The organism is Enterobacter sp. BWH64, assembly GCF_001037645.1.
GTDB classification, from domain to species: Bacteria; Pseudomonadota; Gammaproteobacteria; order Enterobacterales; family Enterobacteriaceae; genus Enterobacter; species Enterobacter hormaechei_C.
In genome coordinates this window covers 373,266-394,786 of sequence record NZ_KQ089922.1, presented here as the reverse complement: position 1 = coordinate 394,786, position 21,521 = coordinate 373,266, and the positions used below count along the sequence as shown (strand labels likewise).

General features: G+C 56.2%; 21 protein-coding genes. 10 read left to right on the top strand and 11 right to left on the bottom strand.

Going from position 1 to position 21,521, the window contains the following annotated elements:
• Positions 1-36: 36 nt before the first annotated feature.
• The 3 genes from SK50_RS01890 to fdhD all read right to left on the bottom strand — a co-directional run bounded on the left by SK50_RS01890 (position 37) and on the right by fdhD (position 2,400).
• On the bottom strand, positions 37-750 hold the full coding sequence (locus tag SK50_RS01890; RefSeq protein WP_015569917.1) for a DUF1120 domain-containing protein: 714 nt from the start codon (positions 748-750) through the stop codon (positions 37-39).
• Positions 751-1,236: 486 nt separating this feature from the next.
• Positions 1,237-1,449, bottom strand: coding sequence for a YdgH/BhsA/McbA family protein (locus tag SK50_RS01885; protein WP_015569916.1), 213 nt, complete (start codon positions 1,447-1,449; stop codon positions 1,237-1,239).
• Between the two features lie 114 nt (positions 1,450-1,563).
• On the bottom strand, positions 1,564-2,400 hold the full coding sequence (gene fdhD, locus SK50_RS01880; RefSeq protein WP_048229049.1) for a formate dehydrogenase accessory sulfurtransferase FdhD: 837 nt from the start codon (positions 2,398-2,400) through the stop codon (positions 1,564-1,566).
• 371 nt (positions 2,401-2,771) lie between these two features.
• On the opposite strand from fdhD, the gene fdnG reads away from it, so the two are divergent.
• Genes fdnG through fdhE form a run of 4 tightly spaced genes read left to right on the top strand, consistent with a single transcriptional unit; the run spans position 2,772 to position 8,295 of the window.
• The gene (gene fdnG, locus SK50_RS01870; RefSeq protein ID WP_085929672.1) at positions 2,772-5,822 is read left to right on the top strand and encodes a formate dehydrogenase-N subunit alpha; all 3,051 of its coding nucleotides are present in this window, start codon (positions 2,772-2,774) and stop codon (positions 5,820-5,822) included.
• A gap of 12 nt (positions 5,823-5,834) precedes the next feature.
• Positions 5,835-6,737 (top strand): formate dehydrogenase subunit beta, encoded by a 903-nt coding sequence (gene fdxH / locus SK50_RS01865; protein ID WP_014072386.1) that lies wholly within the window; start codon positions 5,835-5,837, stop codon positions 6,735-6,737.
• Complete coding sequence (gene fdoI, locus SK50_RS01860) at positions 6,734-7,369, top strand: formate dehydrogenase cytochrome b556 subunit (protein WP_048229047.1); 636 nt, start codon at positions 6,734-6,736, stop codon at positions 7,367-7,369. Before fdxH ends, fdoI begins: the two co-directional genes overlap by 4 nt.
• Complete coding sequence (gene fdhE, locus SK50_RS01855; RefSeq protein ID WP_003861956.1) at positions 7,366-8,295, top strand: formate dehydrogenase accessory protein FdhE; 930 nt, start codon at positions 7,366-7,368, stop codon at positions 8,293-8,295. Before fdoI ends, fdhE begins: the two co-directional genes overlap by 4 nt.
• A 39-nt stretch (positions 8,296-8,334) precedes the next feature.
• Here the strand turns inward: fdhE and SK50_RS01850 are convergent, their stop codons facing one another.
• A complete protein-coding gene (locus SK50_RS01850) occupies positions 8,335-8,706 on the bottom strand; it encodes a PIN domain-containing protein (protein ID WP_015569913.1) in 372 nt (123 codons plus the stop codon).
• A 2-nt stretch (positions 8,707-8,708) separates the two neighbouring features.
• The gene (locus tag SK50_RS01845; RefSeq protein ID WP_015569912.1) at positions 8,709-8,951 is read right to left on the bottom strand and encodes a ribbon-helix-helix domain-containing protein; all 243 of its coding nucleotides are present in this window, start codon (positions 8,949-8,951) and stop codon (positions 8,709-8,711) included.
• 198 nt (positions 8,952-9,149) lie between these two features.
• Here SK50_RS01845 and SK50_RS01840 point away from each other — a divergent pair, with 198 nt between their 5' ends.
• Entirely contained in the window at positions 9,150-10,070 is a 921-nt protein-coding gene (locus SK50_RS01840; RefSeq protein WP_015569911.1) for an alpha/beta hydrolase, read from the top strand.
• An 8-nt stretch (positions 10,071-10,078) separates the two neighbouring features.
• Here SK50_RS01840 and fabY read toward each other — a convergent pair whose 3' ends face one another.
• From fabY to SK50_RS01810, 6 genes are all read right to left on the bottom strand, one after another.
• Positions 10,079-11,020: a fatty acid biosynthesis protein FabY gene (gene fabY / locus SK50_RS01835; protein ID WP_015569910.1), complete on the bottom strand. Its 942-nt coding sequence runs from the start codon at positions 11,018-11,020 to the stop codon at positions 10,079-10,081.
• A gap of 44 nt (positions 11,021-11,064) precedes the next feature.
• Positions 11,065-11,502 (bottom strand): D-aminoacyl-tRNA deacylase, encoded by a 438-nt coding sequence (gene dtd, locus SK50_RS01830; protein ID WP_015569909.1) that lies wholly within the window; start codon positions 11,500-11,502, stop codon positions 11,065-11,067.
• Positions 11,499-12,380 carry a virulence factor BrkB family protein gene (locus tag SK50_RS01825; protein WP_003861949.1) on the bottom strand — a complete coding sequence of 294 codons (882 nt, stop codon included), beginning with the start codon at positions 12,378-12,380 and terminating at the stop codon, positions 11,499-11,501. The genes dtd and SK50_RS01825 overlap by 4 nt, the downstream gene beginning before the upstream one ends.
• Positions 12,374-12,973 (bottom strand): glucose-1-phosphatase, encoded by a 600-nt coding sequence (gene yihX / locus SK50_RS01820; protein WP_017694048.1) that lies wholly within the window; start codon positions 12,971-12,973, stop codon positions 12,374-12,376. The genes SK50_RS01825 and yihX overlap by 7 nt, the downstream gene beginning before the upstream one ends.
• A 118-nt stretch (positions 12,974-13,091) precedes the next feature.
• The gene (locus SK50_RS01815; protein WP_045344666.1) at positions 13,092-13,892 is read right to left on the bottom strand and encodes a DeoR/GlpR family DNA-binding transcription regulator; all 801 of its coding nucleotides are present in this window, start codon (positions 13,890-13,892) and stop codon (positions 13,092-13,094) included.
• A gap of 34 nt (positions 13,893-13,926) precedes the next feature.
• A complete protein-coding gene (locus SK50_RS01810; RefSeq protein ID WP_045344665.1) occupies positions 13,927-14,823 on the bottom strand; it encodes a sugar kinase in 897 nt (298 codons plus the stop codon).
• 155 nt (positions 14,824-14,978) lie between these two features.
• Here SK50_RS01810 and yihU point away from each other — a divergent pair, with 155 nt between their 5' ends.
• From yihU to SK50_RS01785, 5 genes are read left to right on the top strand one after another with little or no spacing between them, the layout of a single operon-like run.
• Positions 14,979-15,869 carry a sulfolactaldehyde 3-reductase gene (yihU, locus tag SK50_RS01805; protein WP_023295641.1) on the top strand — a complete coding sequence of 297 codons (891 nt, stop codon included), beginning with the start codon at positions 14,979-14,981 and terminating at the stop codon, positions 15,867-15,869.
• Between the two features lie 17 nt (positions 15,870-15,886).
• Positions 15,887-16,762: a sulfofructosephosphate aldolase gene (yihT, locus tag SK50_RS01800; RefSeq protein WP_045344664.1), complete on the top strand. Its 876-nt coding sequence runs from the start codon at positions 15,887-15,889 to the stop codon at positions 16,760-16,762.
• Positions 16,763-16,776: 14 nt separating this feature from the next.
• Entirely contained in the window at positions 16,777-18,018 is a 1,242-nt protein-coding gene (gene yihS / locus SK50_RS01795) for a sulfoquinovose isomerase (protein WP_017382670.1), read from the top strand.
• Positions 18,019-18,034: 16 nt separating this feature from the next.
• A complete protein-coding gene (locus SK50_RS01790) occupies positions 18,035-20,059 on the top strand; it encodes an alpha-glucosidase (protein ID WP_045344663.1) in 2,025 nt (674 codons plus the stop codon).
• 45 nt (positions 20,060-20,104) lie between these two features.
• A complete protein-coding gene (locus SK50_RS01785; RefSeq protein WP_045344662.1) occupies positions 20,105-21,487 on the top strand; it encodes an MFS transporter in 1,383 nt (460 codons plus the stop codon).
• Positions 21,488-21,521: the final 34 nt, after the last annotated feature.

Here is a 21,521-nt window from a genome sequence, read left to right as displayed (position 1 = left end):
GTGAGGTGTCAGGTATTTCATGATACGTGGGGGTGATTACAGATAAACCAGCTCAACGTTGGTTAAGCCGTCCAGGGTGGCTTCATCCGTGATATTTAAATCGTTGGTTGGGTTAATCATCGCGGCAATGCCCACGTTGAAGTTAATTTTAGTTTGTGCAACAGGTGCCACTGTACCGGTCGCTTGATCTGTGAAGGAATAAATCTCACTCTTATCAGGTTTCACCTGTAAGTAGCGAAACCCGCTTTTAACTCCCCATGATGCGCCGTTATCGCTGGTGAAGATTGGATAAAGGTTTACACCGTCTCCGTTAGTCGTCGCCCCGTCGGTCTTTTGGATACCCATTGAATAAGCGCCAATCTTCTTATCGCCATACATCCCCAGGCCAGCCGTAAAACCCGCACTGGTAATGAAATCCGAATCAATAAAGTTCACCGGCATATTCTCCGTAGGCGCAGAATCCACATGCGAATCGTTAAAGGTCACGCCAACGCGGGTCGCTTCTTCACAGGTAATAGAAATAGGGATAATTTTAACATCCGCCAGAGGGGTTGGGGTGGTGGAATTCAGACTAGCCACCTTCATGGTACCAAAATCAGCAATACCGCCACCGCTAATAAATGCCGGTGTACAGGAAGACGGAACAATTTTCCCCGTAACCTGAATATCAACACTGGAAGCCGCCATTGCTGAAGACGCCGCTACTGCCAGTACAGATGCCAGCACTCCTTTTTTAAACATCGCGTTCATTTAATTTCCTTATATGAGTTAAATACAAAATAAACCAAAAGAGAAATATTTGGTTTTAGGGGTAAAGATTTAATATTGTTTTTGAAACTATCATCATGAATAACCGGGGTCAATGACTCCGAATCTCTTTAGGATTAAAGCCTGAGGATTTCCTTATTATTTGGGATCAATTATTGATTATTTATATAATAAACCCCGAAATACAGTCTGAAAGACATGAAATCATACATTATTGAAATGAATTAAAAGAACTGGTCAGACCTTGTATTTAGATCATGTATGAGATTGCTGATTTTTAAGTAAGGGTAACTCAACCGGACGGCACATTATAGTTATTATTCAACCAATAAGAAATATCCCGGAGGATATGGCTATCTTCTGTCAGGTTGAAAATACAGGCGGTTTGTACAGGAAGGCGGGTTAAAACAGGGGAGCAGAATGAAACCTGTCCCTGCTCCGAAGAGCAAGGGACAGCGGCTATATGACTTATTTGTTCAGTTCAGCGGTCATGTGTACGCGGTTACCGGTGAATGCCTGGGTAATTTTGTAGGATGACGCGCCCGCTTCCTGAGCCTGTGCGGCGATTTTGGCTTCTGCGCCATCGAGGGTAGAGGCGGATGCAGTCACAGTCTGCGCAGCGAAAGAACCGAAAGAAGCAGCCAGAGCGATTACAGCGACAAAAGTTTTGATGCTTTTCATGAGATAAACCTTTTCGTTAAGTTGTTTAGATAAGGCACCGTGCCTTGATGAGATAAATACTAGCCCTCATCATGAACAACTAAAAGCGGAAGGTTTTGCTATACTCATTCAAAATTACTGATTAACAATTAATCGCTGCGGATGGGTGTAAATTGTCGCCCTGCCCGGCTTGCAGAACCCCACCAGCGTCAGGTTGCAGCGCTCTGCCACTTCGACCGCCAGCGTTGTCGCAGCCGACACCGCAAACAGGATCTCCACGCCGCACATGGCCGCTTTCTGCACCATTTCATAGCTGGCGCGGCTGGAAACGAGCGCGGCCCCTTGCTGCCAGACGGCATCTTCACGCGCGCGACGGCCCAGCAGCTTATCCAGCGCCACATGGCGGCCCACATCTTCATGACCTCCGACGATCTCGCCCGACGGGAGCACCCACGCCGCAGCATGTGTACAGCCGCTCAGCTGACCTATGGGCTGGACATCATTGAGGTGCTCCAGGGCTTTGTCGAGGTTACCGAGGTTGAAGGTCTGGGTAAACGGCAGCGGCGCGACGGGCTTACCGATATCGTTAAGCTGTTCAACGCCGCACACGCCGCAGCCGGTACGTCCGGCCAGCGCCCGGCGGCGCTCTTTCAGCCCCATAAAGCGACGACTGGAGAGTTCGATTTGTACTTCAAGACCATTACAGGCCTGAACCACATCCATACCGTAGATCTCCTGCGGATGCGCAATGATGCCTTCCGAGAGGGAAAAACCTATGGCGAACAGTTCCAGATCTTTCGGCGAAGCCATCATCACCACATGCGAAATCCCGTTGTAAACCAGGGCAACGGGGACCTCTTCCGCCAGAAAATCCGGCGTGGCATGTGAAATGTGAGGCGGTCTGTGTACCGACAGTTTCACAATGCCCGCAGGCAGTGGCGACACGTGGGCAGCACGGTTTTGTTTAGACACAACGGTATTCCTGAACAACCACGGAAGTGAGCCTGCTATTGCAACACAAACGGCAGGCCTTACGCATAGTATGGATCAACTTTTCAGCAACCATTCTCCTACTCAATACGGAGGGGTGCAACCGATCAGCTGCTACACCTCTTTAACATGCACAGGATAAAATGTGATTGATATCACATTTTATAATCAATGCCGTGATAATACGTTCACTTTGTTTTAACCCCGTTAGAACAGGCGTACCGACATTGTGGTATTCTGGGCTTATCCCTCGGAGAAATGAGGGATTAATGCAAATTTTTCTCCTTTGCGGTTAATTCTCAACCGCAAAGTAAAACTACATAGCAATGTCGTAATGAACCAAGGAGTGACCCATGCAGGTCAGCAGAAGGCAGTTCTTTAAGATCTGCGCTGGCGGTATGGCAGGCACCACGGCGGCGGCACTGGGCTTTGCGCCCGGTGTAGCGCTGGCGGAAACACGGCAGTATAAACTGCTGCGCACCCGCGAAACCCGTAACACCTGTACGTACTGCTCCGTCGGCTGTGGGCTGTTAATGTATAGCCTCGGCGACGGTGCGAAAAACGCCAAAGCATCCATTTTCCACATCGAAGGCGATCCGGATCACCCGGTCAACCGTGGTGCGCTGTGTCCGAAAGGGGCCGGTCTGGTAGATTTTATCCACTCCGAAAGCCGCCTGAAGTTTCCTGAGTATCGCGCTCCCGGCTCTGACAAATGGCAGCAAATCAGCTGGGAGGAAGCGTTCGATCGCATCGCTAAGCTGATGAAAGAAGACCGCGATGCCAACTTTATCGCGAAGAATGCCGAAGGCACCACCGTTAACCGCTGGCTCTCCACCGGCATGCTGTGTGCTTCAGCGTCGAGTAACGAAACCGGCTATTTAACCCAGAAATTTACGCGCGCACTCGGTATGCTCGCGGTCGACAACCAGGCGCGTGTCTGACACGGACCAACGGTAGCAAGTCTTGCTCCAACATTTGGTCGCGGTGCGATGACCAACCACTGGGTCGACATCAAAAACGCCAACCTCATTGTGGTGATGGGCGGTAACGCCGCTGAAGCGCACCCTGTCGGGTTCCGCTGGGCGATGGAAGCCAAAATCCACAACGGCGCGAAGCTGATTGTGATCGATCCCCGCTTTACGCGTACAGCGTCAGTGGCGGATTTCTACACCCCAATTCGTTCAGGTACTGACATCACTTTCCTGTCAGGCGTATTGCTGTACCTGATGACCAACGAAAAATATAACCGCGAGTACACCGAAGCTTATACCAACGCCAGCCTGATCGTGCGTGAGGATTACCACTTCGAAGATGGCCTGTTCAGCGGTTATGACGCCGAAAAACGCAAATATGACAAAACCAGCTGGAACTACGAGCTGGACGAAAACGGCTTTGCGAAGCGCGACACCACCCTGCAACACCCGCGCTGCGTGTGGAACCTGCTGAAAGAGCACGTGTCCCGCTATACGCCGGAGGTTGTCGAAAACATCTGTGGGACGCCGAAGGCGGACTTCCTGAAGGTGTGCGAGCTGATAGCGGAAACCAGCGCGAAAGATAAAACCGCGTCGTTCCTGTATGCGCTCGGCTGGACGCAGCACTCCATCGGCGCGCAGAACATCCGCACCATGGCGATGGTTCAGCTGCTCCTCGGCAACATGGGGATGGCAGGCGGCGGCGTGAACGCCCTGCGCGGTCACTCCAACATTCAGGGTCTGACCGACCTCGGCCTGCTGTCTCAGAGCCTGACGGGTTACATGAACCTGCCGAGCGAGAAACAGACCGACCTGCAAACCTACCTGACGGCCAGCACGCCAAAACCGCTGCTCGAAGGCCAGGTGAACTACTGGGGCAACTATCCGAAGTTCTTCGTCTCGCTGATGAAAGCCTTCTACGGCGACAAGGCGACGGCGGAAAACAGCTGGGGCTTTGACTGGCTGCCGAAGTGGGACAAAGGTTACGACGTACTTCAGTACTTCGAAATGATGCACCAGGGCCAGGTCAACGGCTATATCTGCCAGGGCTTTAACCCGGTGGCGTCGTTCCCGAACAAGAACAAGGTTGTCGAGTCTCTGTCGAAGCTGAAGTTCCTGGTGACGATTGACCCGCTCAATACCGAAACGTCGACGTTCTGGCAGAACCACGGTGAGTCGAACGATGTCGATCCGTCGAAGATTCAGACCGAAGTGTTCCGTCTGCCGTCTACCTGCTTCGCGGAAGAGAACGGGTCTATCGTCAACTCCGGCCGCTGGTTGCAGTGGCACTGGAAAGGCGCGGATGCCCCGGGCATCGCCTTGAACGACGGCGAGATCCTGGCCGGTATCTTCTTACGTCTGCGTAAAATGTACGCGGCTGAAGGCGGCGCAACGCCTGAGCCGGTGCTGAACATGACCTGGAACTACTCGACGCCAGAGAATCCGTCTCCGGAAGAAGTGGCGATGGAGAGCAACGGTAAGGCGCTGGCGGACGTTATCGACCCGGCGACCGGTGCGGTGCTGGCGAAGAAAGGCGATCAGCTCAGCACCTTTGCGCACCTGCGCGATGACGGTACGACCTCCAGCGGCTGCTGGATCTTTGCCGGTAGCTGGACGCCGAAAGGCAACCAGATGGCCAACCGCGATAACGCCGACCCGTCGGGCCTCGGCAATACGCTGGGCTGGGCATGGGCATGGCCGCTTAACCGCCGCATCCTCTATAACCGCGCCTCAGCTGACCCGCAGGGCAACCCGTGGGATCCGAAGCGTCAGCTGCTGAAGTGGGACGGCGCGAAATGGGGCGGCGTGGATATTCCGGACTACAGCACTGCCGCACCAGGCAGCGATGTCGGGCCGTTTATCATGCAGCCTGAAGGGATGGGGCGCCTGTTTGCTATCGATAAGATGGCGGAAGGTCCGTTCCCAGAACACTACGAGCCGTTTGAGACGCCGCTGGGTACCAACCCGCTGCACCCGAACGTGGTCTCTAACCCGGCAGCCCGCATCTTCAAGGGCGATTTTGAAGCGCTGGGTAAAAAGGACAAGTTCCCGTATGTCGGCACCACTTACCGTCTGACCGAGCACTTCCACTACTGGACCAAGCACGCGTTGCTGAATGCCATCGCGCAGCCGGAGCAGTTTGTGGAGATCGGCGAGAAGCTGGCGAACAAACTCGGCATTGCCCATGGCGATACCGTGAAGGTCTCCTCTAACCGCGGCTACATCAAAGCCAAGGCGGTGGTGACCAAGCGTATTCGCACGCTGAACGTTCACGGTCAGCAGGTGGATACCATCGGCATCCCAATTCACTGGGGTTATGAGGGCGTGGCGAAGAAAGGGTTCATTGCGAACACCCTGACGCCGTTCGTCGGTGATGCGAACACGCAGACGCCGGAGTTTAAGGCCTTCCTCGTGAACGTGGAAAAGGTGTAACGGAGACGACTTATGGCTTATCAATCTCAAGACATTATCCGTCGTTCCGCGACTAACGGTTTCACGCCCGCGCCTCAGGCGCGGGACCACCAGCAGGAAGTGGCGAAGCTTATCGACGTGACCACCTGTATCGGCTGTAAAGCCTGTCAGGTGGCCTGTTCAGAGTGGAACGACATCCGTGACGAAGTGGGTCACAACGTCGGGGTGTACGACAACCCGGCGGACCTGACCGCCAAGTCCTGGACGGTAATGCGTTTCTCGGAAGTGGAGCAGAACGACAAACTGGAATGGCTTATCCGCAAAGATGGCTGTATGCACTGTGCGGATCCGGGCTGCCTGAAGGCGTGTCCGTCAGAAGGGGCTATCATTCAGTATGCCAACGGCATCGTCGACTTCCAGTCCGAGCAGTGTATTGGCTGCGGCTATTGCATCGCGGGTTGTCCGTTTGACGTGCCGCGCCTGAACCCGGAAGACAACCGCGTCTACAAATGTACGCTGTGCGTTGACCGCGTAAATGTCGGCCAGGAGCCAGCGTGCGTGAAGACCTGTCCAACTGGCGCTATCCACTTTGGCTCCAAAGAGGATATGAAAACGCTGGCGGCAGAGCGCGTGGGCGAGCTGAAAACCCGTGGTTACGATAACGCAGGCCTGTACGATCCGGCCGGGGTTGGCGGTACGCACGTGATGTACGTGCTGCACCACGCCGACAAGCCGAACCTGTATCACGGCCTGCCGGAGAACCCGGAAATCAGCGCGACCGTGAAGTTCTGGAAAGGTATCTGGAAACCGCTGGCCGCGGTCGGTTTTGCGGCCACCTTCGCAGCGAGCATCTTCCACTACGTCGGCGTTGGTCCGAACCGTGCGGAAGAGGAAGACGACAACCTGCATGAAGAGAAAGACGAGGTGCGCAAATGAGAAAACGTGACACCATCGTGCGCTACACCGCGCCGGAACGCATCAACCACTGGGTCACCGCCTTCTGCTTCATGCTGGCGGCGATAAGCGGGCTGGGGTTCTTCTTCCCGTCCTTCAACTGGCTGATGCAGATACTGGGCACGCCGCAGCTGGCGCGCATCCTTCACCCGTTCGTGGGTGTGGTGATGTTTGCCTCGTTCATCATCATGTTTTTCCGCTACTGGCACCATAACCTAATCAATCGGGATGATATCTTTTGGGTGAAGAATATTCGTAAGATCGTCGTCAACGAGGAAGTGGGTGATACCGGGCGTTATAACTTCGGCCAGAAATGCGTATTCTGGGCGGCGATTATCTTCCTGGTCCTGTTGCTGGTGAGCGGCGTGATCATCTGGCGTCCGTACTTTGCGCCTGCTTTCTCAATCCCGGTGATCCGATTCGCGCTGATGCTGCATTCATTTGCCGCAGTGGCGTTAATTGTGGTTATCATGGTGCATATTTACGCCGCCCTCTGGGTGAAAGGCACCATTACCGCGATGGTGGAAGGCTGGGTCACCAAAACGTGGGCGAAGAAACATCACCCGCGCTGGTACCGAGAAGTCCGCCAGAAACAGGAAAAGTCATCTGAATGAGTATTCGCATAATCCCGCAAGATGAGCTGGGGTCGAGCGAGAAACGTACGGCGGAGTATATTCCGCCGTTGTTATTCCCCAGACTCAAGAACCTCTACAACCGCCGCGCAGAGCGTCTGCGCGAGCTAGCAGAGAACAACCCGCTGGGCGATTTTCTGCGTTTTGCCGCGCTGGTCGCCCATGCGCAGGAAGTGGTGCTGTACGACCATCCGCTGCAAATGGACCTGACCGCACGCATCAAAGAAGCCAACGAGCAGGGCAAACCGCCGCTGGATATTCACGTCCTGCCGCGCGACAAGCACTGGCATAAGCTGCTGCATTCCCTGATCGCCGAGCTGAAGCCCGAGATGAGCGGCACGGCGCTGGCAGTCATTGAGAACCTGGAAAAAGCCTCCGATCAGGAGCTGGAAGAGATGGCGAGCGCGCTGTTTGCTTCCGACTTCTCACTGGTGAGCAGCGATAAAGCGCCGTTCATCTGGGCTGCGCTGTCGCTCTACTGGGCGCAAATGGCGAGCCTGATTCCAGGTAAAGCCCGCGCCGAATACGGCGAAGCGCGCCAGTTCTGCCCGGTGTGTGGTTCAATGCCGGTCTCCAGCATGGTGCAAATCGGCACCACTCAGGGGCTGCGCTACCTGCACTGCAACCTGTGTGAAACCGAGTGGCACGTGGTGCGCATCAAGTGCAGCAACTGCGAACAGACCCGCGATCTGAACTACTGGTCGCTGGAAAATGAAGACGCGGCGGTGAAAGCGGAGAGCTGCGGCGACTGCGGGACCTACCTGAAGATTCTGTATCAGGAAAAAGACCCGAAAGTCGAAGCCGTGGCCGACGATCTCGCCTCGCTGATTCTGGACGCGAAGATGGAGCAGGAGGGCTTTGCCCGCAGCTCGATCAACCCGTTCCTGTTCCCGGGTGAAGGGGAGTAATCTCCTGTGAGAGTGCCGGGCGGCGCGAGCTTGCCCGGCCTACACCTGGTAAGGCGTAAGGACCTCGTCAATACCCGCAAAATCTTTCGTGTTGCGAGAAATCAACGGACATTTTCTGCTCTGCGCTGTGGCCAGAATGATAGCATCAGGCAGTTTCATTCCATGCTTCTCACGTAGTAAAACGCTTCTTTCCGCAATATCCCGAGACACATCAATAATTTCAAAAGCGCCCATAACGGCTGCCGTTTTCGCTTCATGACCATGCCTGCGAGCGCTCACCATTACTTCCATCCAGGTAATTAAGCTGATGGCACGATGCGACGCGGTATGCTCAATCGCATCCGCAGCTTCAATACGGTTGTTGAAGAGATCAATGAGAATATTGGTATCAAACACTGCCATGTGCTCCATGATTACCACTCCTCACGCAGCTTGCGTTCATACTCAAGCCCGTCCTCTTTTCTGTCTCCCCACAGACCAAGCGCATTTCGGATAACAGAAGAACTCTGCTGGTCGAGATACAGCTCTATCGCTTCCCGAAGCAGTTCAGCACGTGGTTGATTTCGCAATTGCTTGAGATTATCCAAACGTTGAATCACGTCATCAGACAAATCGATAAGTATTCTGCCCATATCAAGTTCCGCCAAAACGCTCATATATCACCTTAGTATATCATCTTTGGTTAATTTTCAGGCAAAATACTCTTTATCAATTTAGGGTGAAAGGACGTTTTTTAGGGAATGATCGATTTTGCGAGCCGCTTTCCACAATATGCACCTCTCAACATTTCTCTGTTTTCATCTGCTGTAAACCAGGCCATAAACTGTATAAAAACACAGTAAAAGGACGTAATCATGGCACTGGAAAAGGGTATTGATAAGCTGGTACAGGAGTTTATTGCCACAGGACGACCTTCCTCGCGAAAGCAGAGTATTGATGACCGGAGAAGCGGATATGTCGCCAGCACAGCGCTAGCCGGGGAAACAGAAACGCGTGTCCAGGTTGAAACGCTTGTTCTTGAGGATATGACCTTTCGGGTATTTTCGCCTTTCAATGCCCCTGAAACGTTATCTTGTGCCCTCTACTATCATGGCGGTTGTTTTGTCAGCGGTGGGTTTGAAACCCATGATAATCAGCTTCGCCAACTGGCGTTTTACGGTAACTGCCGGGTCATTGCGGTTCAGTACAGACTCGCACCCGAGCATACTTTCCCCGCTGCGCATGACGATGCAGAGAGAGCGGCAGATCTTGTCTGGCAAAATGCAGAACAATTAGGTGTGGATAAAAACCGGATTACACTTTGTGGAGACAGCGCGGGAGGTCATCTTGCGCTGGTAACGTCATTGCGGCTTAAGGCCAAAGGTCTCTGGGATCCCGCGCAGCTCATTCTTATCTACCCCATGCTCGACGCTACGGCCAGTTTTGAAAGCTATACCCTCAATGGCATGGATTACGTGATTACTCGCGATACCCTTTTGAGCGGCTATGAAATGTATCTGGCTGGAGCCGACCGTCAACATCCTGAAGTCAGCCCACTGTGGCGCAACGACTTTAGCGGTCTGCCGAAGGTCCATATTGTTACCGCGGAATATGATCCGTTACGCGACGAAGGCGAGGCGCTTTATCAGCGCCTCACGGAGCAAGGCGTGAAGTGTACCGCTCAACGATGGTGGGGTGTAATACACGGCTTCTTCCAGTTGGGTGGAATTAGCCAGTCAGCGCGAGACGTTATGCGAGATATTGCCTGGCGCATTAACCATGCCGGGCGAGAGTGAGAAGGAGACTATTCCTCCTCGTTCCCGCCCTCTTCATACGCGCCATACGGCTTCGCTGGCAGAACGATATAGGTGCCTTCAAACACCGCGCCTGGCGTTTCATCGCCGAACAGCTCCACCTGCATCTGTACGCGTGCTTTACGTCCACGCGCCAGACGGTCGAGATCGCCGCCCAGTGCGCCCAGGTCAGCAACCGCGCTCGGCTTGCCGCTGATCGGGGCGCTGTAGCGGATATGGGCATCGGCCAGAATAATGGTGCCGCCGAGATGACGTTCGCGCAGCATCAGCCAGATCAGTCCCCAGCCGGTGAGCGTGGCGAGTGAAAACAGGCTGCCGGCAAACAGGGTATGGTGCGGGTTCTGGTTGCCGGTTTCCGGCATGGTGGTAATAAATTTTTGCCCGGTATATTGCTGAATACGCACACCCATTTTTTCACTGAGCGGAATGTGCTGATACCACGCCTGCTGGAGCTGCCCGCACCAGTCGGCGCGATGGAGAATATCGTCCAGCGTGGCGATGGGTTTGATCATCAAAAAGTGACGAATCGGCGTAGTTTGCGGGGCGGTGATTTCCCCCTGATTCACGAAACCAAGCTTGGCAAAGAACTCAACGGCATCTTCGCGGGCGCTACAGGTGACACGCTTGACCCCTTCCTGACGGGCAACGGATTCCAGCGTCATAGCCATCAGCGTTCCAAGGCCTTTGTCCTGCACGGAGGGATGAACGGCCATAAAGCGGATTGAAGCTTCGTTGTCGGCATTGATATACAGACGTCCCACGGCAACGAGGTTGCCCTCTTCATCAACCACCATCTGGTGGTGCGCCATCGCGTCCCAGGCGTCGCGTTCAGAGCCTTTAGGTTGATGCAGGGGCTTGCGCAGCATTTCCCAGCGGAAATGGTAATAAGCGTCTAATTCTTCTTCCGTTTGCGGTACTCGAAGGTGATACATAGCTGTACTCTCTCTTGTTACCCGCGGCCATGCCGCCAGTTGGCTCATACCTGGAGCCAGAATGTGACGGGGCCATCGTTCACCAGCGAAACCTGCATATCCGCAGCGAATCGTCCGGTTTGTGTATTCATGTCCTGTTGGCGACAGCGCTCAACAAAGTACTCGTAAAGAGCTTCTGCGCGATCCGGTGCCGCGCCCTTCGAAAAACTCGGGCGCATGCCGCGTTCGGTATCCGCGGCCAGCGTAAACTGGGAGACCACCAGCACGCTGCCGCCCGCCTGCTGAACGTTCAGGTTCATCTTGCCTTCCGCATCGCTGAAAATGCGGTAGCCCAGTACGCGCTCACACAAGCGGTTGGCTTTTTGTTCGTCGTCATCCTTTTCGACACCCAGGAGCACCAAAAGTCCTGGGCCAATTTCACCCGTCACCTCATCCGCCACGGTGACGCTGGCACGGGTTACGCGCTGAATCAATGCAATCATGGTTGGTCTGCTTCTTGTTGTTTTTCAGCTTCTGCTGCTTTTTTGAGTTCGCGGTAGACCCCGAGAGTGACAGTTATTTCGGCGCCAAGCAAGACGATACACCACGTCCAGTAGACCCAGACAAACAAAATGGGGATCACCGCCAGCACGCCGTAAATCAGCTGATAAGAGGGGAACATGGTGATATAAAGCGCGAATCCTTTCTTGCCCAGCTCAAAGAGCAACGCCGCGACCAGCGCACCCACCACGGCATCCCGGTTGGGTACGCGCGTGGTTGGTACCACGCTGTAGAGCAGCCAGAACGAAAGCCACGATAAAATCAGCGGGAAGATACGCAGCACGTTATCGATCACGCTGTTTAAGTCGGTCGCCCAGCGCAGCGAAAGAAGGTAGGAACTGATCGCCAGGCTTGCCCCCGCCAGCAATGGGCCAAGGGTTAAAATCATCCAGTAGACGGCAAAGGAGTAAACCTTCGGGCGGACTTTTTTGCTCCGCCAGATGGTGTTGAGCGCACTGTCGATGGAGTACATCAGCAGCAGCGCGGTAACAATAAGCCCACATGCCCCCACCGCCGTCATCTTGCTGGAGTTAGCGACAAACTGTTCAATGTAGTTCTGGATCACATCGCCGGTGGCAGGAATAAAGTTCGCGAAAACAAAATGGCGAAGCTGCATGCTCACATCGGCAAACATCGGAAACGCCGAAAAAAGCGCAAAAATCACCGCCACCAGCGGCACCAGCGAGAGCAAGGACACGTAAGCGAGATTGCCCGCCAGCGTGGTCATGTTGTCCTCGTCAATGCGATGCCAGAGGAGTTTCAGCCACGCCCTCAGCGGGCGCGTGTGGTGATTGGCTTTTTGATGAACGGTTTTTAGCATAACTGCTTCGCAAAGTAGTTCGGTATCGTCTCTTTTCCGGTCACCAGAATGGAGGTGATACCTAACTGATTAGCCCCTTCTATATTATCGGCGTTGTCGTCAAAAAAGACCGCATCCGCCGCCGTGGATCCTTCTTCCTGCAATACCGCCTGATAGATGCGCGCCTCAGGTTTACGCATCCCCATCTCCTGGGAGAGATACACCTTATCTGCCGCCGCGTGGATTTCCGGGTATTCATCCGGCCAGAAGGTGGTATGCAGGCGGTTGGTATTCGACAGGACGACGACACGATGCCCCTGCTCGCGCAGCTTGTGCATGATGTCGATCACTTCGGGGCGGATCGCGACAAATATGGCCTGCCAGCCGTGGGAAAACTGCTCGTAGCTTAACGAGAGACCCATTTCCTGACAGAAACGCTCTGCGAACGCTTCATCGCTGATCTCACCGCGCTCGTGCAGATGGAAAGTCTCACCCATCGCGAAATTCTGCTTTAACGTCGCCAGCGGAACACGGCTAAAATCGCTCCATGCGCCCAGCACCCGGTTAAAATCGATATCGACGATTACATTTCCTAAGTCAAAGATATAAAGCATGTTTATCTCCTTTCGCCGTGGAAAAGTAACTGTAGCGGGAAAGAGAAACTTTAGCTATGCGCCAGATTCAGCTTAGAGAAAGGAAAGGCCCGAATCGCAATATCGGGCCATAGGATTTTCAGCCAGCCTGCTGCTCTTCTCCGGAATTGACTTCGACAACCTCAACCTTGCTGGATTTGAGGTGATTTTGCAGCGCCGGGCCGGGCAGCTCATCGGTGAACAGCGCCGTCGCCTGCGCCACGTTGCCAATTTCAACCGCCGCGGAGGCGTGGTATTTCGTATGATCGGCCGCCAGTAAAATGTGACGGGAGTGAGCGATCATGGTTTTCACCACGCTGGCTTCGTTAACGTCAAATTCCATCATCGCGCCGTCTTGCTCTATCGCCCCGACGCTGGTGACCAGGTAATCCGCGCGAAATCCTGACACGAACGCCGTTGCCGCAGGACCGATAATGCCGCCGTTATGCGGGCGCAGCGTACCGCCGGGCACCATCACCTCAAAGCGCGGATTCTTATAAAGAATGTGCGCCACCCGCAGGCTGTTAGTGATGATGCGCAGATGATTATGGTTAAGCAGTGCCCGGGCAACGTGCTCCACGGTCGTCCCGATGGTGATAAAAATGGTCGAACCGTCGGGAATATAGTCCGCAATCGCTTCGGCAATCGCCCGTTTCTCTTCGGTAAGCGAAACTTCACGCTGTTCGAACGCCGTGTTGACCACGCTGGATGCCCTGCCCGCGCCGCCGTGATGACGGGTGATCAGCCCTTGCTCGCTGAGCTTACGGATATCCCGGCGCACGGTTTGCGTGGAGACATCCAGCAGCTGCGCCAGTTCATCAATGTTCATATAGCCGCGTTCGGCAATCAGCGTCAGCAGCTGATCGTGACGCGGGTTGCCGGTCAGTTCGGTAAGGCTCATGGGCTGTCCTCTGAAAACCATCACGCCCCGCATTTTATACAAAAAGTGACAAAAAAGAGCGGGTTTGATCACAGTCGGGTATACCCGCGCGCCCGCCGGGCTTTGTACATTTCAGTGCTGCGACGGCGCTGGCAAAACGCACGGCGTCTGCGGCGGGTAATTTCTGCCCCAGGCTGACCGCCAGCGCACCGTGGAACACGTCGCCCGCCCCGGTGGTATCAATGACGTTCACTTCAAAACCAGGCTGATGACATAGCGTGTCGTTTTCCAGCCAGAAACAGCCGTCTCGCCCCTGCGTAACATACACATGTCCATTTGTGAGCGTTTGTGCTTTCTTCAGCGCGTTTTCGGTTTCATCCAGCTGCGTTAAACGCCGCAGTCCTGGCGCGGAGAAGGCCGCGTGGTCGCTTAAGGCAATCAGATCCGCGATATCCTGCGGGGTGACATCCGCATCCAGCAGCGTCGGTACGTCCTGCTGGCGGGCCAGGGTAAATGCCTGTTTTGCCCCGTCATGCCAGCGCACGTCGGCTAAGACAATGTCCCACTGAGAGAAGTCGATTTCTTGCAGCCAGTCTGCCGACGCAGGGAGATCGGAGCTGGGGTAGTTGGCAATCACTCTTTCCCCACCTGCGTCCACCAGCACCGCCGATTGCGACGATCGGGCACCCTTACACACGCGCGTGTAGCGGGTATTCACCCCCAGGGATTCCAGCTCCGCGAGCAGCCGTCTGCCGGTATCGTCGTCTCCCACCCGACCAATAAAATCCACTTCCGCCCCCAGTTTCGCGGCTGCCACTGCCGCCGTTGCCGCCGGGCCGCCGCCCACTTCCGTATAGTCTTTTGCGACATATTTCCCACCTTCTTTCGGTAAATCATCGAGATACCAGATGCGATCCAGCACGGTAATGCCGACACAAACGATGCGAGTCATGGTGATTCCTTCTGCGATTTCTGATGCCTTCATTTTAATTTCACCAAATGTTTAAAAAGTGACCCGTGTCAATTTTTTGACTATAAATTACAAATACGATCAAAAACAGACACCACAAACGCGCAAAAATTGACACGATGTGACAGGAGAGAGGCATGTCAGCAATCGCATTTATCGGCTTAGGACAGATGGGCGCGCCCATGGCGAAGAATCTGTTGAAACAGGGCCACCAGCTTAACGTTTTTGATGTGAACCCGCAGGCGGTTCAGGCGCTGGTAGAGAGCGGCGCCCGGGCGGCGGGAACGCCAGCGCAGGCCGTAACGGAGGCCGAATTCGTCATTACCATGCTGCCAAACGGCGACCTGGTGCGCAGCGTGCTGTTCGGCGAGCACGGCGTATGCGAAGGGTTATCCCGCGACGCGCTGGTCATTGATATGTCCACCATTCACCCGCTGCAAACCGACGCACTGATCCGCGACATGGCTGAGCAAGGCTTCAGCCTGATGGACGTGCCCGTCGGACGCACCTCTGATCATGCCATCGCCGGTACGCTGCTCCTGCTGGCGGGCGGTACGGCGCAGCAGGTTGAGCGCGCCACCCCCGTCTTAATGGCGATGGGCAATGAACTGATTAACGCCGGCGGGCCGGGCATGGGCATCCGCGTGAAGCTCATCAATAACTACATGAGCATCGCCCTGAACGCCCTTTCCGCCGAAGCCGCCGTACTGTGCGAAGCGCTTGGCCTCTCCTTTGACGTGGCGCTCAAGGTGATGAGCGGCACGCCGGCGGGTAAAGGCCACTTCACGACATCCTGGCCGAACAAGGTGCTGAAAGGGGATCTTTCACCCGCCTTCATGATCGATCTTGCGCATAAGGATCTGGGGATCGCCCTCGACGTGGCCAACCAGCTCCACGTTCCGATGCCGCTGGGCGCAGCTTCCCGCGAAGTTTACAACCAGGCACGCGCCGCCGGGCGCGGGCGCGAAGACTGGACAGCCATTCTTGAACAGGTTCGCGCATCTGCCGGGCTGAAAAAATCACACTGATACGAAAGGACTGAGGAATGACGATGTACACCCTGAAAGATATCACCCGACCTTCCGGCGGTTTTGCGATGCTGGCCGTGGATCAGCGCGAAGCGATGCGCCTGATGTTTGCTGCCGCAGGCGCGCCGGTGCCGGTAACCGACCAGCACCTGACGGATTTCAAGGTCAATGCGGCGAAAATTCTGTCGCCGTACGCCTCTGCGATCCTCGTCGACCAGCAGTTCTGCTACCACCAGATTGTCGAGCAGCAGGCCGTAGCCAAAAGCTGCGCAATGATTGTCGCCGCCGACGAGTTTATCCCGGGGAACGGCATTCCGGTCGACAGCGTGGTGATCGACAAGAACGTCGACGCGCAGGCGGTCAAACGCGATGGCGGTAAGGCGCTGAAGCTGCTGGTGCTGTGGCGCAGCGATGAAGATCCGCAGCAGCGCCTGGAAATGGTGAAAGCGTTCAATACGCTGTGCCACGACAACGGGCTGCTGAGCATTATCGAGCCGGTGGTGCGTCCCCCGCGCCGCGGCGCCGCGTTTGACCGCGAGCAGGCGATCATCGATGCGGCCAAAGAGCTGGGCGACAGCGGCGCCGACCTCTACAAAGTGGAAATGCCACTGTTTGGTAAGGGCACACAGCACGAGCTACTGACGGCCTCGCAGAAGCTGAACGAGAACATCGCCATGCCGTGGGTGATCCTCTCCTCCGGCGTGGACGATAAGTTATTCCCGCGTGCCGTAAGCGTCGCCATGCAGGCGGGGGCATCGGGCTTTTTAGCCGGGCGCGCCGTCTGGTCATCGGTGATTGGCCTGCCGGACACCGAGCTGATGCTGCGTGATATTTCCGTGCCAAAACTTCAGCGTCTGGGTGAGATCGTCGACGAAATGATGGCTCGCCGTTAAGAAAGGACCCGAACATGAAATGGTTTAACACCCTGAGCCATAACCGCTGGCTCGAACAAGAGACCGACCGCATTCTCGATTTCGGTAAAAACGCCGCCGTACCGACCGGCTTTGGCTGGCTGGGCAATAACGGGCAGGTGCGCAGCGATATGGGCACCCATCTGTGGATCACCGCCCGCATGCTGCACGTTTACGCGGTGGCGGCGAACATGGGGCGCCCCGGCGCGTACGCGCTGGTTGAGCACGGCATTAATGCCCTGAACGGTCCGCTGCGCGACAAACAGCACGGCGGCTGGTACGCCTGCGTAAACGATGAAGGCGTGATTGATGCGTCCAAGCAGGGCTATCAGCACTTCTTCGTCCTGCTGGGCGCGGCGAGCGCCGTCACCACCGGCCACCCGCAGGCACGCAAGCTGCTGGACAATGCCATCGAGGTGATTGAGCGCTACTTCTGGAGCGAACAGGAGCAGATGTGCCTGGAGTCCTGGGACGAAGCCTTCAGCAAAACGGAAGACTATCGCGGCGGTAACGCCAATATGCACGCCGTGGAAGCCTTCCTCATCGTCTATGACGTGACCCACGACCGGAAATGGCTCGACCGCGCCTTGCGTATCGCCTCGGTGATTATTCACGACGTGGCGCGCAAAGGGGAGTACCGCGTTAACGAGCATTTCGACACCAGCTGGAACCCGATCCGCGATTACAACATCGATAACCCTGCCCACCGCTTCCGCGCCTACGGCGGCACGCCGGGGCACTGGATCGAGTGGGGCCGCCTGATGCTGCACCTGCGTGCCGCGCTGGAAGCCCGCTTTGAAACCCCGCCGGAGTGGCTGCTGGAAGATGCGAAAGGCCTGTTTCACGCCACTATTCGCGACGCCTGGGCACCCGACGGGGCGGACGGCTTTGTCTACTCCGTGGGCTGGGACGGCAAGCCTATCGTGCGCGAACGCGTGCGCTGGCCAATCGTCGAGGCGATGGGCACGGCTTACGCGCTCTACACCGTCACCGGCGAGGCGCAGTACGAAGCCTGGTATCAGAAATGGTGGGATTACTGCATCAAGTACCTGATGGATTACGAAAACGGTTCATGGTGGCAGGAGCTGGACACCAATAACGAAGTGACCACCAAAGTCTGGGACGGCAAGCAGGATATTTACCACCTGCTGCACTGCCTGGTGATCCCCCGCCTGCCGCTGGCGCCGGGCTTAGCCCCTGCCGTAGCCGCCGGATTACTGGATAGCCTGGCCAAATAATAAAGACGGAGTTTTTATGCGTACCCTACACAATATTGACCTGAAAAATAACGAAAGTAGTTTTACTCTGCGCTGGCAGGACCGTCTGATTTTATCCCACACCGCGGATGCCCCTTGCCTGTGGATCGGCGCAGGCGAGGCGGATATCGAGATGTTTCGCGGCAACTTCAGCATCAAAGACAAGCTCAACGAAAAGATTGCCCTGACGGACGCGACCGTCACGCAGCAAAGCGCGGGCTGGGCGATCCGCTTTACCCGCGGCGACGCGGTGAGCGCCACGCTGCTGGTGGGCGTCGATGCGGAAGGCCGTCTTGAGCTGAAGCTGAAAAATGACGCCGCCAGCCATAACCGCATCTGGCTGCGGCTGGCGGCTCAGCCTGACGATCATATCTACGGCTGCGGCGAGCAGTTCTCGTATTTCGATCTGCGCGGCAAGCCGTTCCCGCTGTGGACCAGCGAGCAGGGCGTGGGCCGCAACAAGCAGACCTACGTCACCTGGCAGGCCGACTGCAAAGAGAACGCGGGCGGCGATTACTACTGGACCTTCTTCCCGCAGCCTACCTTCGTGAGCACTCAGAAGTACTACTGCCACGTGGATAACAGCTGTTATATGAACTTCGACTTCAGCGCGCCGGACTTCCACGAGCTGGCATTCTGGGAAGATAACGCCACGCTGCGCTTCGAATGCGCAGAAACCTACGTCGATCTGCTGGAAAAACTGACCGGCCTGCTGGGGCGTCAGCCTGAACTGCCGGACTGGGTTTACGACGGCGTGACGCTGGGTATTCAGGGCGGCACCGAGGTGTGTCAGCAGAAGCTCGACGCCATGCGCGAGGGCGGCGTGAAGGTAAACGGCATCTGGGCGCAGGACTGGTCCGGCATCCGGATGACCTCCTTTGGCAAACGCGTAATGTGGAACTGGAAGTGGAACAGCACGCTCTATCCGCAGCTTGATGAGCGGATTGCGCAGTGGAAAAAGGAAGGCGTGCAGTTCCTCTCCTATATCAACCCGTACGTCGCCAGCGATAAAGATCTCTGCGAAGAGGCGTCGAAGCGCGGCTATCTGACCAAAGATGCCGACGGCAAGGATTACCACGTTGAGTTCGGCGAGTTCTACGCGGGCGTTATCGACCTGACTAACCCGGAAGCCTACAGCTGGTACAAAGAGGTGATCAAAAAGAACCTGATCGAACTGGGCTGCGGCGGCTGGATGGCCGATTTCGGGGAATATCTGCCGACCGATACCTTCCTGCACAACGGCGTGAGCGCGGAGATCATGCATAACGCCTGGCCTGCCCTGTGGGCGAAATGTAACTACGAAGCGCTGGAGGAGACCGGCAAGCTCGAGGAGATCCTGTTCTTCATGCGCGCGGGCTACACCGGCAGCCAGAAGCACTCTGTGATGATGTGGGCGGGGGATCAGAACGTCGACTGGAGCCTGGACGATGGTCTGGCGTCCGTCGTACCGGCGGCGCTGTCGCTGGCGATGACCGGGCACGGGCTGCACCACAGCGACATTGGCGGCTATACGACCCTCTTCGAGATGAAGCGCAGCAAAGAGCTGCTGCTGCGCTGGTGCGACTTCAGCGCCTTTACGCCGATGATGCGTACCCACGAGGGCAACCGCCCTGGCGATAACTGGCAGTTCGATGGCGACGCGGAAACTATCGCCCACTTCGCGCGCATGACCACCGTCTTCACCACTCTGAAGCCGTACATCAAAGCTGCGGTAGCGCAGAACGCGAAGAGCGGCCTACCGGTGATGCGCCCGCTGTTCCTGCACTACGAGGACGACGCGCGCGCCTACACGCTGAAATACCAGTACCTGTTTGGCCGCGATCTGCTGGTGGCGCCGGTTCATGAAGAGGGACGCCGCGACTGGTCGCTCTATCTGCCGCAGGACACCTGGGTCAATGCGTGGACCGGGGAAACCTGCCAGGGCGGTGACATCACCGTTGATGCCCCGCTCGGCAAACCGCCGGTCTTCTATCGCCAGCACAGCGAATGGGCAGATCTGTTTAGCACCTTACGTCATATCTGATAAGGCTCGCCCGCGGGGAAACCTGCGGGCAGACGGAGAACAATAATGAGTCAACATACTTCTGATCCGGCAACCCTGCGCCTGCCGTTTAAAGAAAAACTCGCCTACGGGATGGGCGATCTCGGCTCTAACATCCTGCTTGATATCGGCACGCTGTATCTGCTGAAGTTCTACACCGACGTGCTGGGGCTGCCTGGCACCTACGGCGGGGTTATCTTCCTGATTGCGAAGTTTTTTACCGCCTTCACCGACATGGGCACCGGGATCATGCTCGATTCCCGGCGCAAGATCGGCCCGAAAGGGAAATTCCGCCCGTTCGTGCTGTATGCAGCCTTCCCGGTAACGTTGCTGGCCATAGCTAACTTCGTCGGCACACCGTTTGAAATTACCGGTAAAACGGTGATGGCGACGGTGCTGTTCATGCTGTACGGCCTGTTCTTCAGCATGATGAACTGCTCCTACGGCGCGATGGTGCCCGCCATTACCAAAAACCCGGACGAGCGCGCCTCGCTGGCCGCCTGGCGCCAGGGCGGGGCCACGCTGGGCCTGCTGCTCTGTACGGTGGGCTTTGTCCCGGTGATGAACCTGATTGAAGGCAACGACCAGCTTGGCTACATCTTTGCCGCCACCCTCTTCTCGCTGTTCGGGTTGTTCTTTATGTGGTGGTGCTATAAGGGCGTAACCGAGCGTTACGTCGAGACGCAGCCTGCTAACCCGGCGCAGAAACCGGGGCTGTTGCAGTCGTTTCGCGCCATCGCCGGGAACCGTCCGCTGTTTATCCTGTGCATCGCTAACCTGTGCACGCTGGGCGCCTTTAACGTTAAGCTCGCCATTCAGGTCTACTACACGCAGTACGTACTGAACGACCCGATCCTGCTGTCGTACATGGGCTTCTTCAGCATGGGCTGTATTTTTATCGGCGTCTTTATGATGCCCGGCGCGGTGCGGCGCTTCGGTAAGAAAAAGGTATACATCAGCGGGCTGATGATTTGGGTGGCGGGCGATCTGCTTAACTACTTCTTCGGCGGCGGCTCGGTGAGCTTCGTGGCGTTCTCCTGCCTGGCGTTCTTCGGCTCCGCGTTCGTGAACAGCCTGAACTGGGCGCTGGTGTCCGATACCGTGGAGTACGGCGAGTGGCGCACCGGCGTGCGCTCCGAGGGGACGGTCTACACCGGCTTTACCTTCTTCCGTAAGGTCTCGCAGGCGCTGGCGGGCTTCTTCCCGGGGATCATGCTCACGCAGATCGGCTATGTGCCCAACGTGGTGCAATCCGCCGGCACGGTTGAAGGGCTACGGCAGCTGATATTTATCTATCCGAGTCTGCTGGCAGTCATCACCATCGTGGCGATGGGCTGCTTCTACAACCTTAACGAGAAGATGTATGTGCGCATCGTGGAAGAAATTGAGCTGCGCAAACGTACGGCATAAATGACGTGATTGAGCGCCCTGCGGGGCGCTTTGA

Bases quoted from the DNA above. Each gene is read 5' to 3' on its own strand.
- SK50_RS01890 (WP_015569917.1), bottom strand. From the start codon at position 750: ATGAACGCGATGTTTAAAAAAGGAGTGCTGGCATCTGTACTGGCAGTA.
- SK50_RS01885 (WP_015569916.1), bottom strand. From the start codon at position 1,449: ATGAAAAGCATCAAAACTTTTGTCGCTGTAATCGCTCTGGCTGCTTCT.
- fdxH (WP_014072386.1), top strand. From the start codon at position 5,835: ATGGCTTATCAATCTCAAGACATTATCCGTCGTTCCGCGACTAACGGT.
- fdoI (WP_048229047.1), top strand. From the start codon at position 6,734: ATGAGAAAACGTGACACCATCGTGCGCTACACCGCGCCGGAACGCATC.
- fdhE (WP_003861956.1), top strand. From the start codon at position 7,366: ATGAGTATTCGCATAATCCCGCAAGATGAGCTGGGGTCGAGCGAGAAA.
- SK50_RS01850 (WP_015569913.1), bottom strand. From the start codon at position 8,706: ATGGAGCACATGGCAGTGTTTGATACCAATATTCTCATTGATCTCTTC.
- SK50_RS01845 (WP_015569912.1), bottom strand. From the start codon at position 8,951: ATGAGCGTTTTGGCGGAACTTGATATGGGCAGAATACTTATCGATTTG.
- SK50_RS01840 (WP_015569911.1), top strand. From the start codon at position 9,150: ATGGCACTGGAAAAGGGTATTGATAAGCTGGTACAGGAGTTTATTGCC.
- fabY (WP_015569910.1), bottom strand. From the start codon at position 11,020: ATGTATCACCTTCGAGTACCGCAAACGGAAGAAGAATTAGACGCTTAT.
- dtd (WP_015569909.1), bottom strand. From the start codon at position 11,502: ATGATTGCATTGATTCAGCGCGTAACCCGTGCCAGCGTCACCGTGGCG.
- SK50_RS01825 (WP_003861949.1), bottom strand. From the start codon at position 12,380: ATGCTAAAAACCGTTCATCAAAAAGCCAATCACCACACGCGCCCGCTG.
- yihX (WP_017694048.1), bottom strand. From the start codon at position 12,973: ATGCTTTATATCTTTGACTTAGGAAATGTAATCGTCGATATCGATTTT.
- SK50_RS01815 (WP_045344666.1), bottom strand. From the start codon at position 13,892: ATGAGCCTTACCGAACTGACCGGCAACCCGCGTCACGATCAGCTGCTG.
- SK50_RS01810 (WP_045344665.1), bottom strand. From the start codon at position 14,823: ATGACTCGCATCGTTTGTGTCGGCATTACCGTGCTGGATCGCATCTGG.
- yihU (WP_023295641.1), top strand. From the start codon at position 14,979: ATGTCAGCAATCGCATTTATCGGCTTAGGACAGATGGGCGCGCCCATG.
- yihT (WP_045344664.1), top strand. From the start codon at position 15,887: ATGACGATGTACACCCTGAAAGATATCACCCGACCTTCCGGCGGTTTT.
- yihS (WP_017382670.1), top strand. From the start codon at position 16,777: ATGAAATGGTTTAACACCCTGAGCCATAACCGCTGGCTCGAACAAGAG.
- SK50_RS01790 (WP_045344663.1), top strand. From the start codon at position 18,035: ATGCGTACCCTACACAATATTGACCTGAAAAATAACGAAAGTAGTTTT.
- SK50_RS01785 (WP_045344662.1), top strand. From the start codon at position 20,105: ATGAGTCAACATACTTCTGATCCGGCAACCCTGCGCCTGCCGTTTAAA.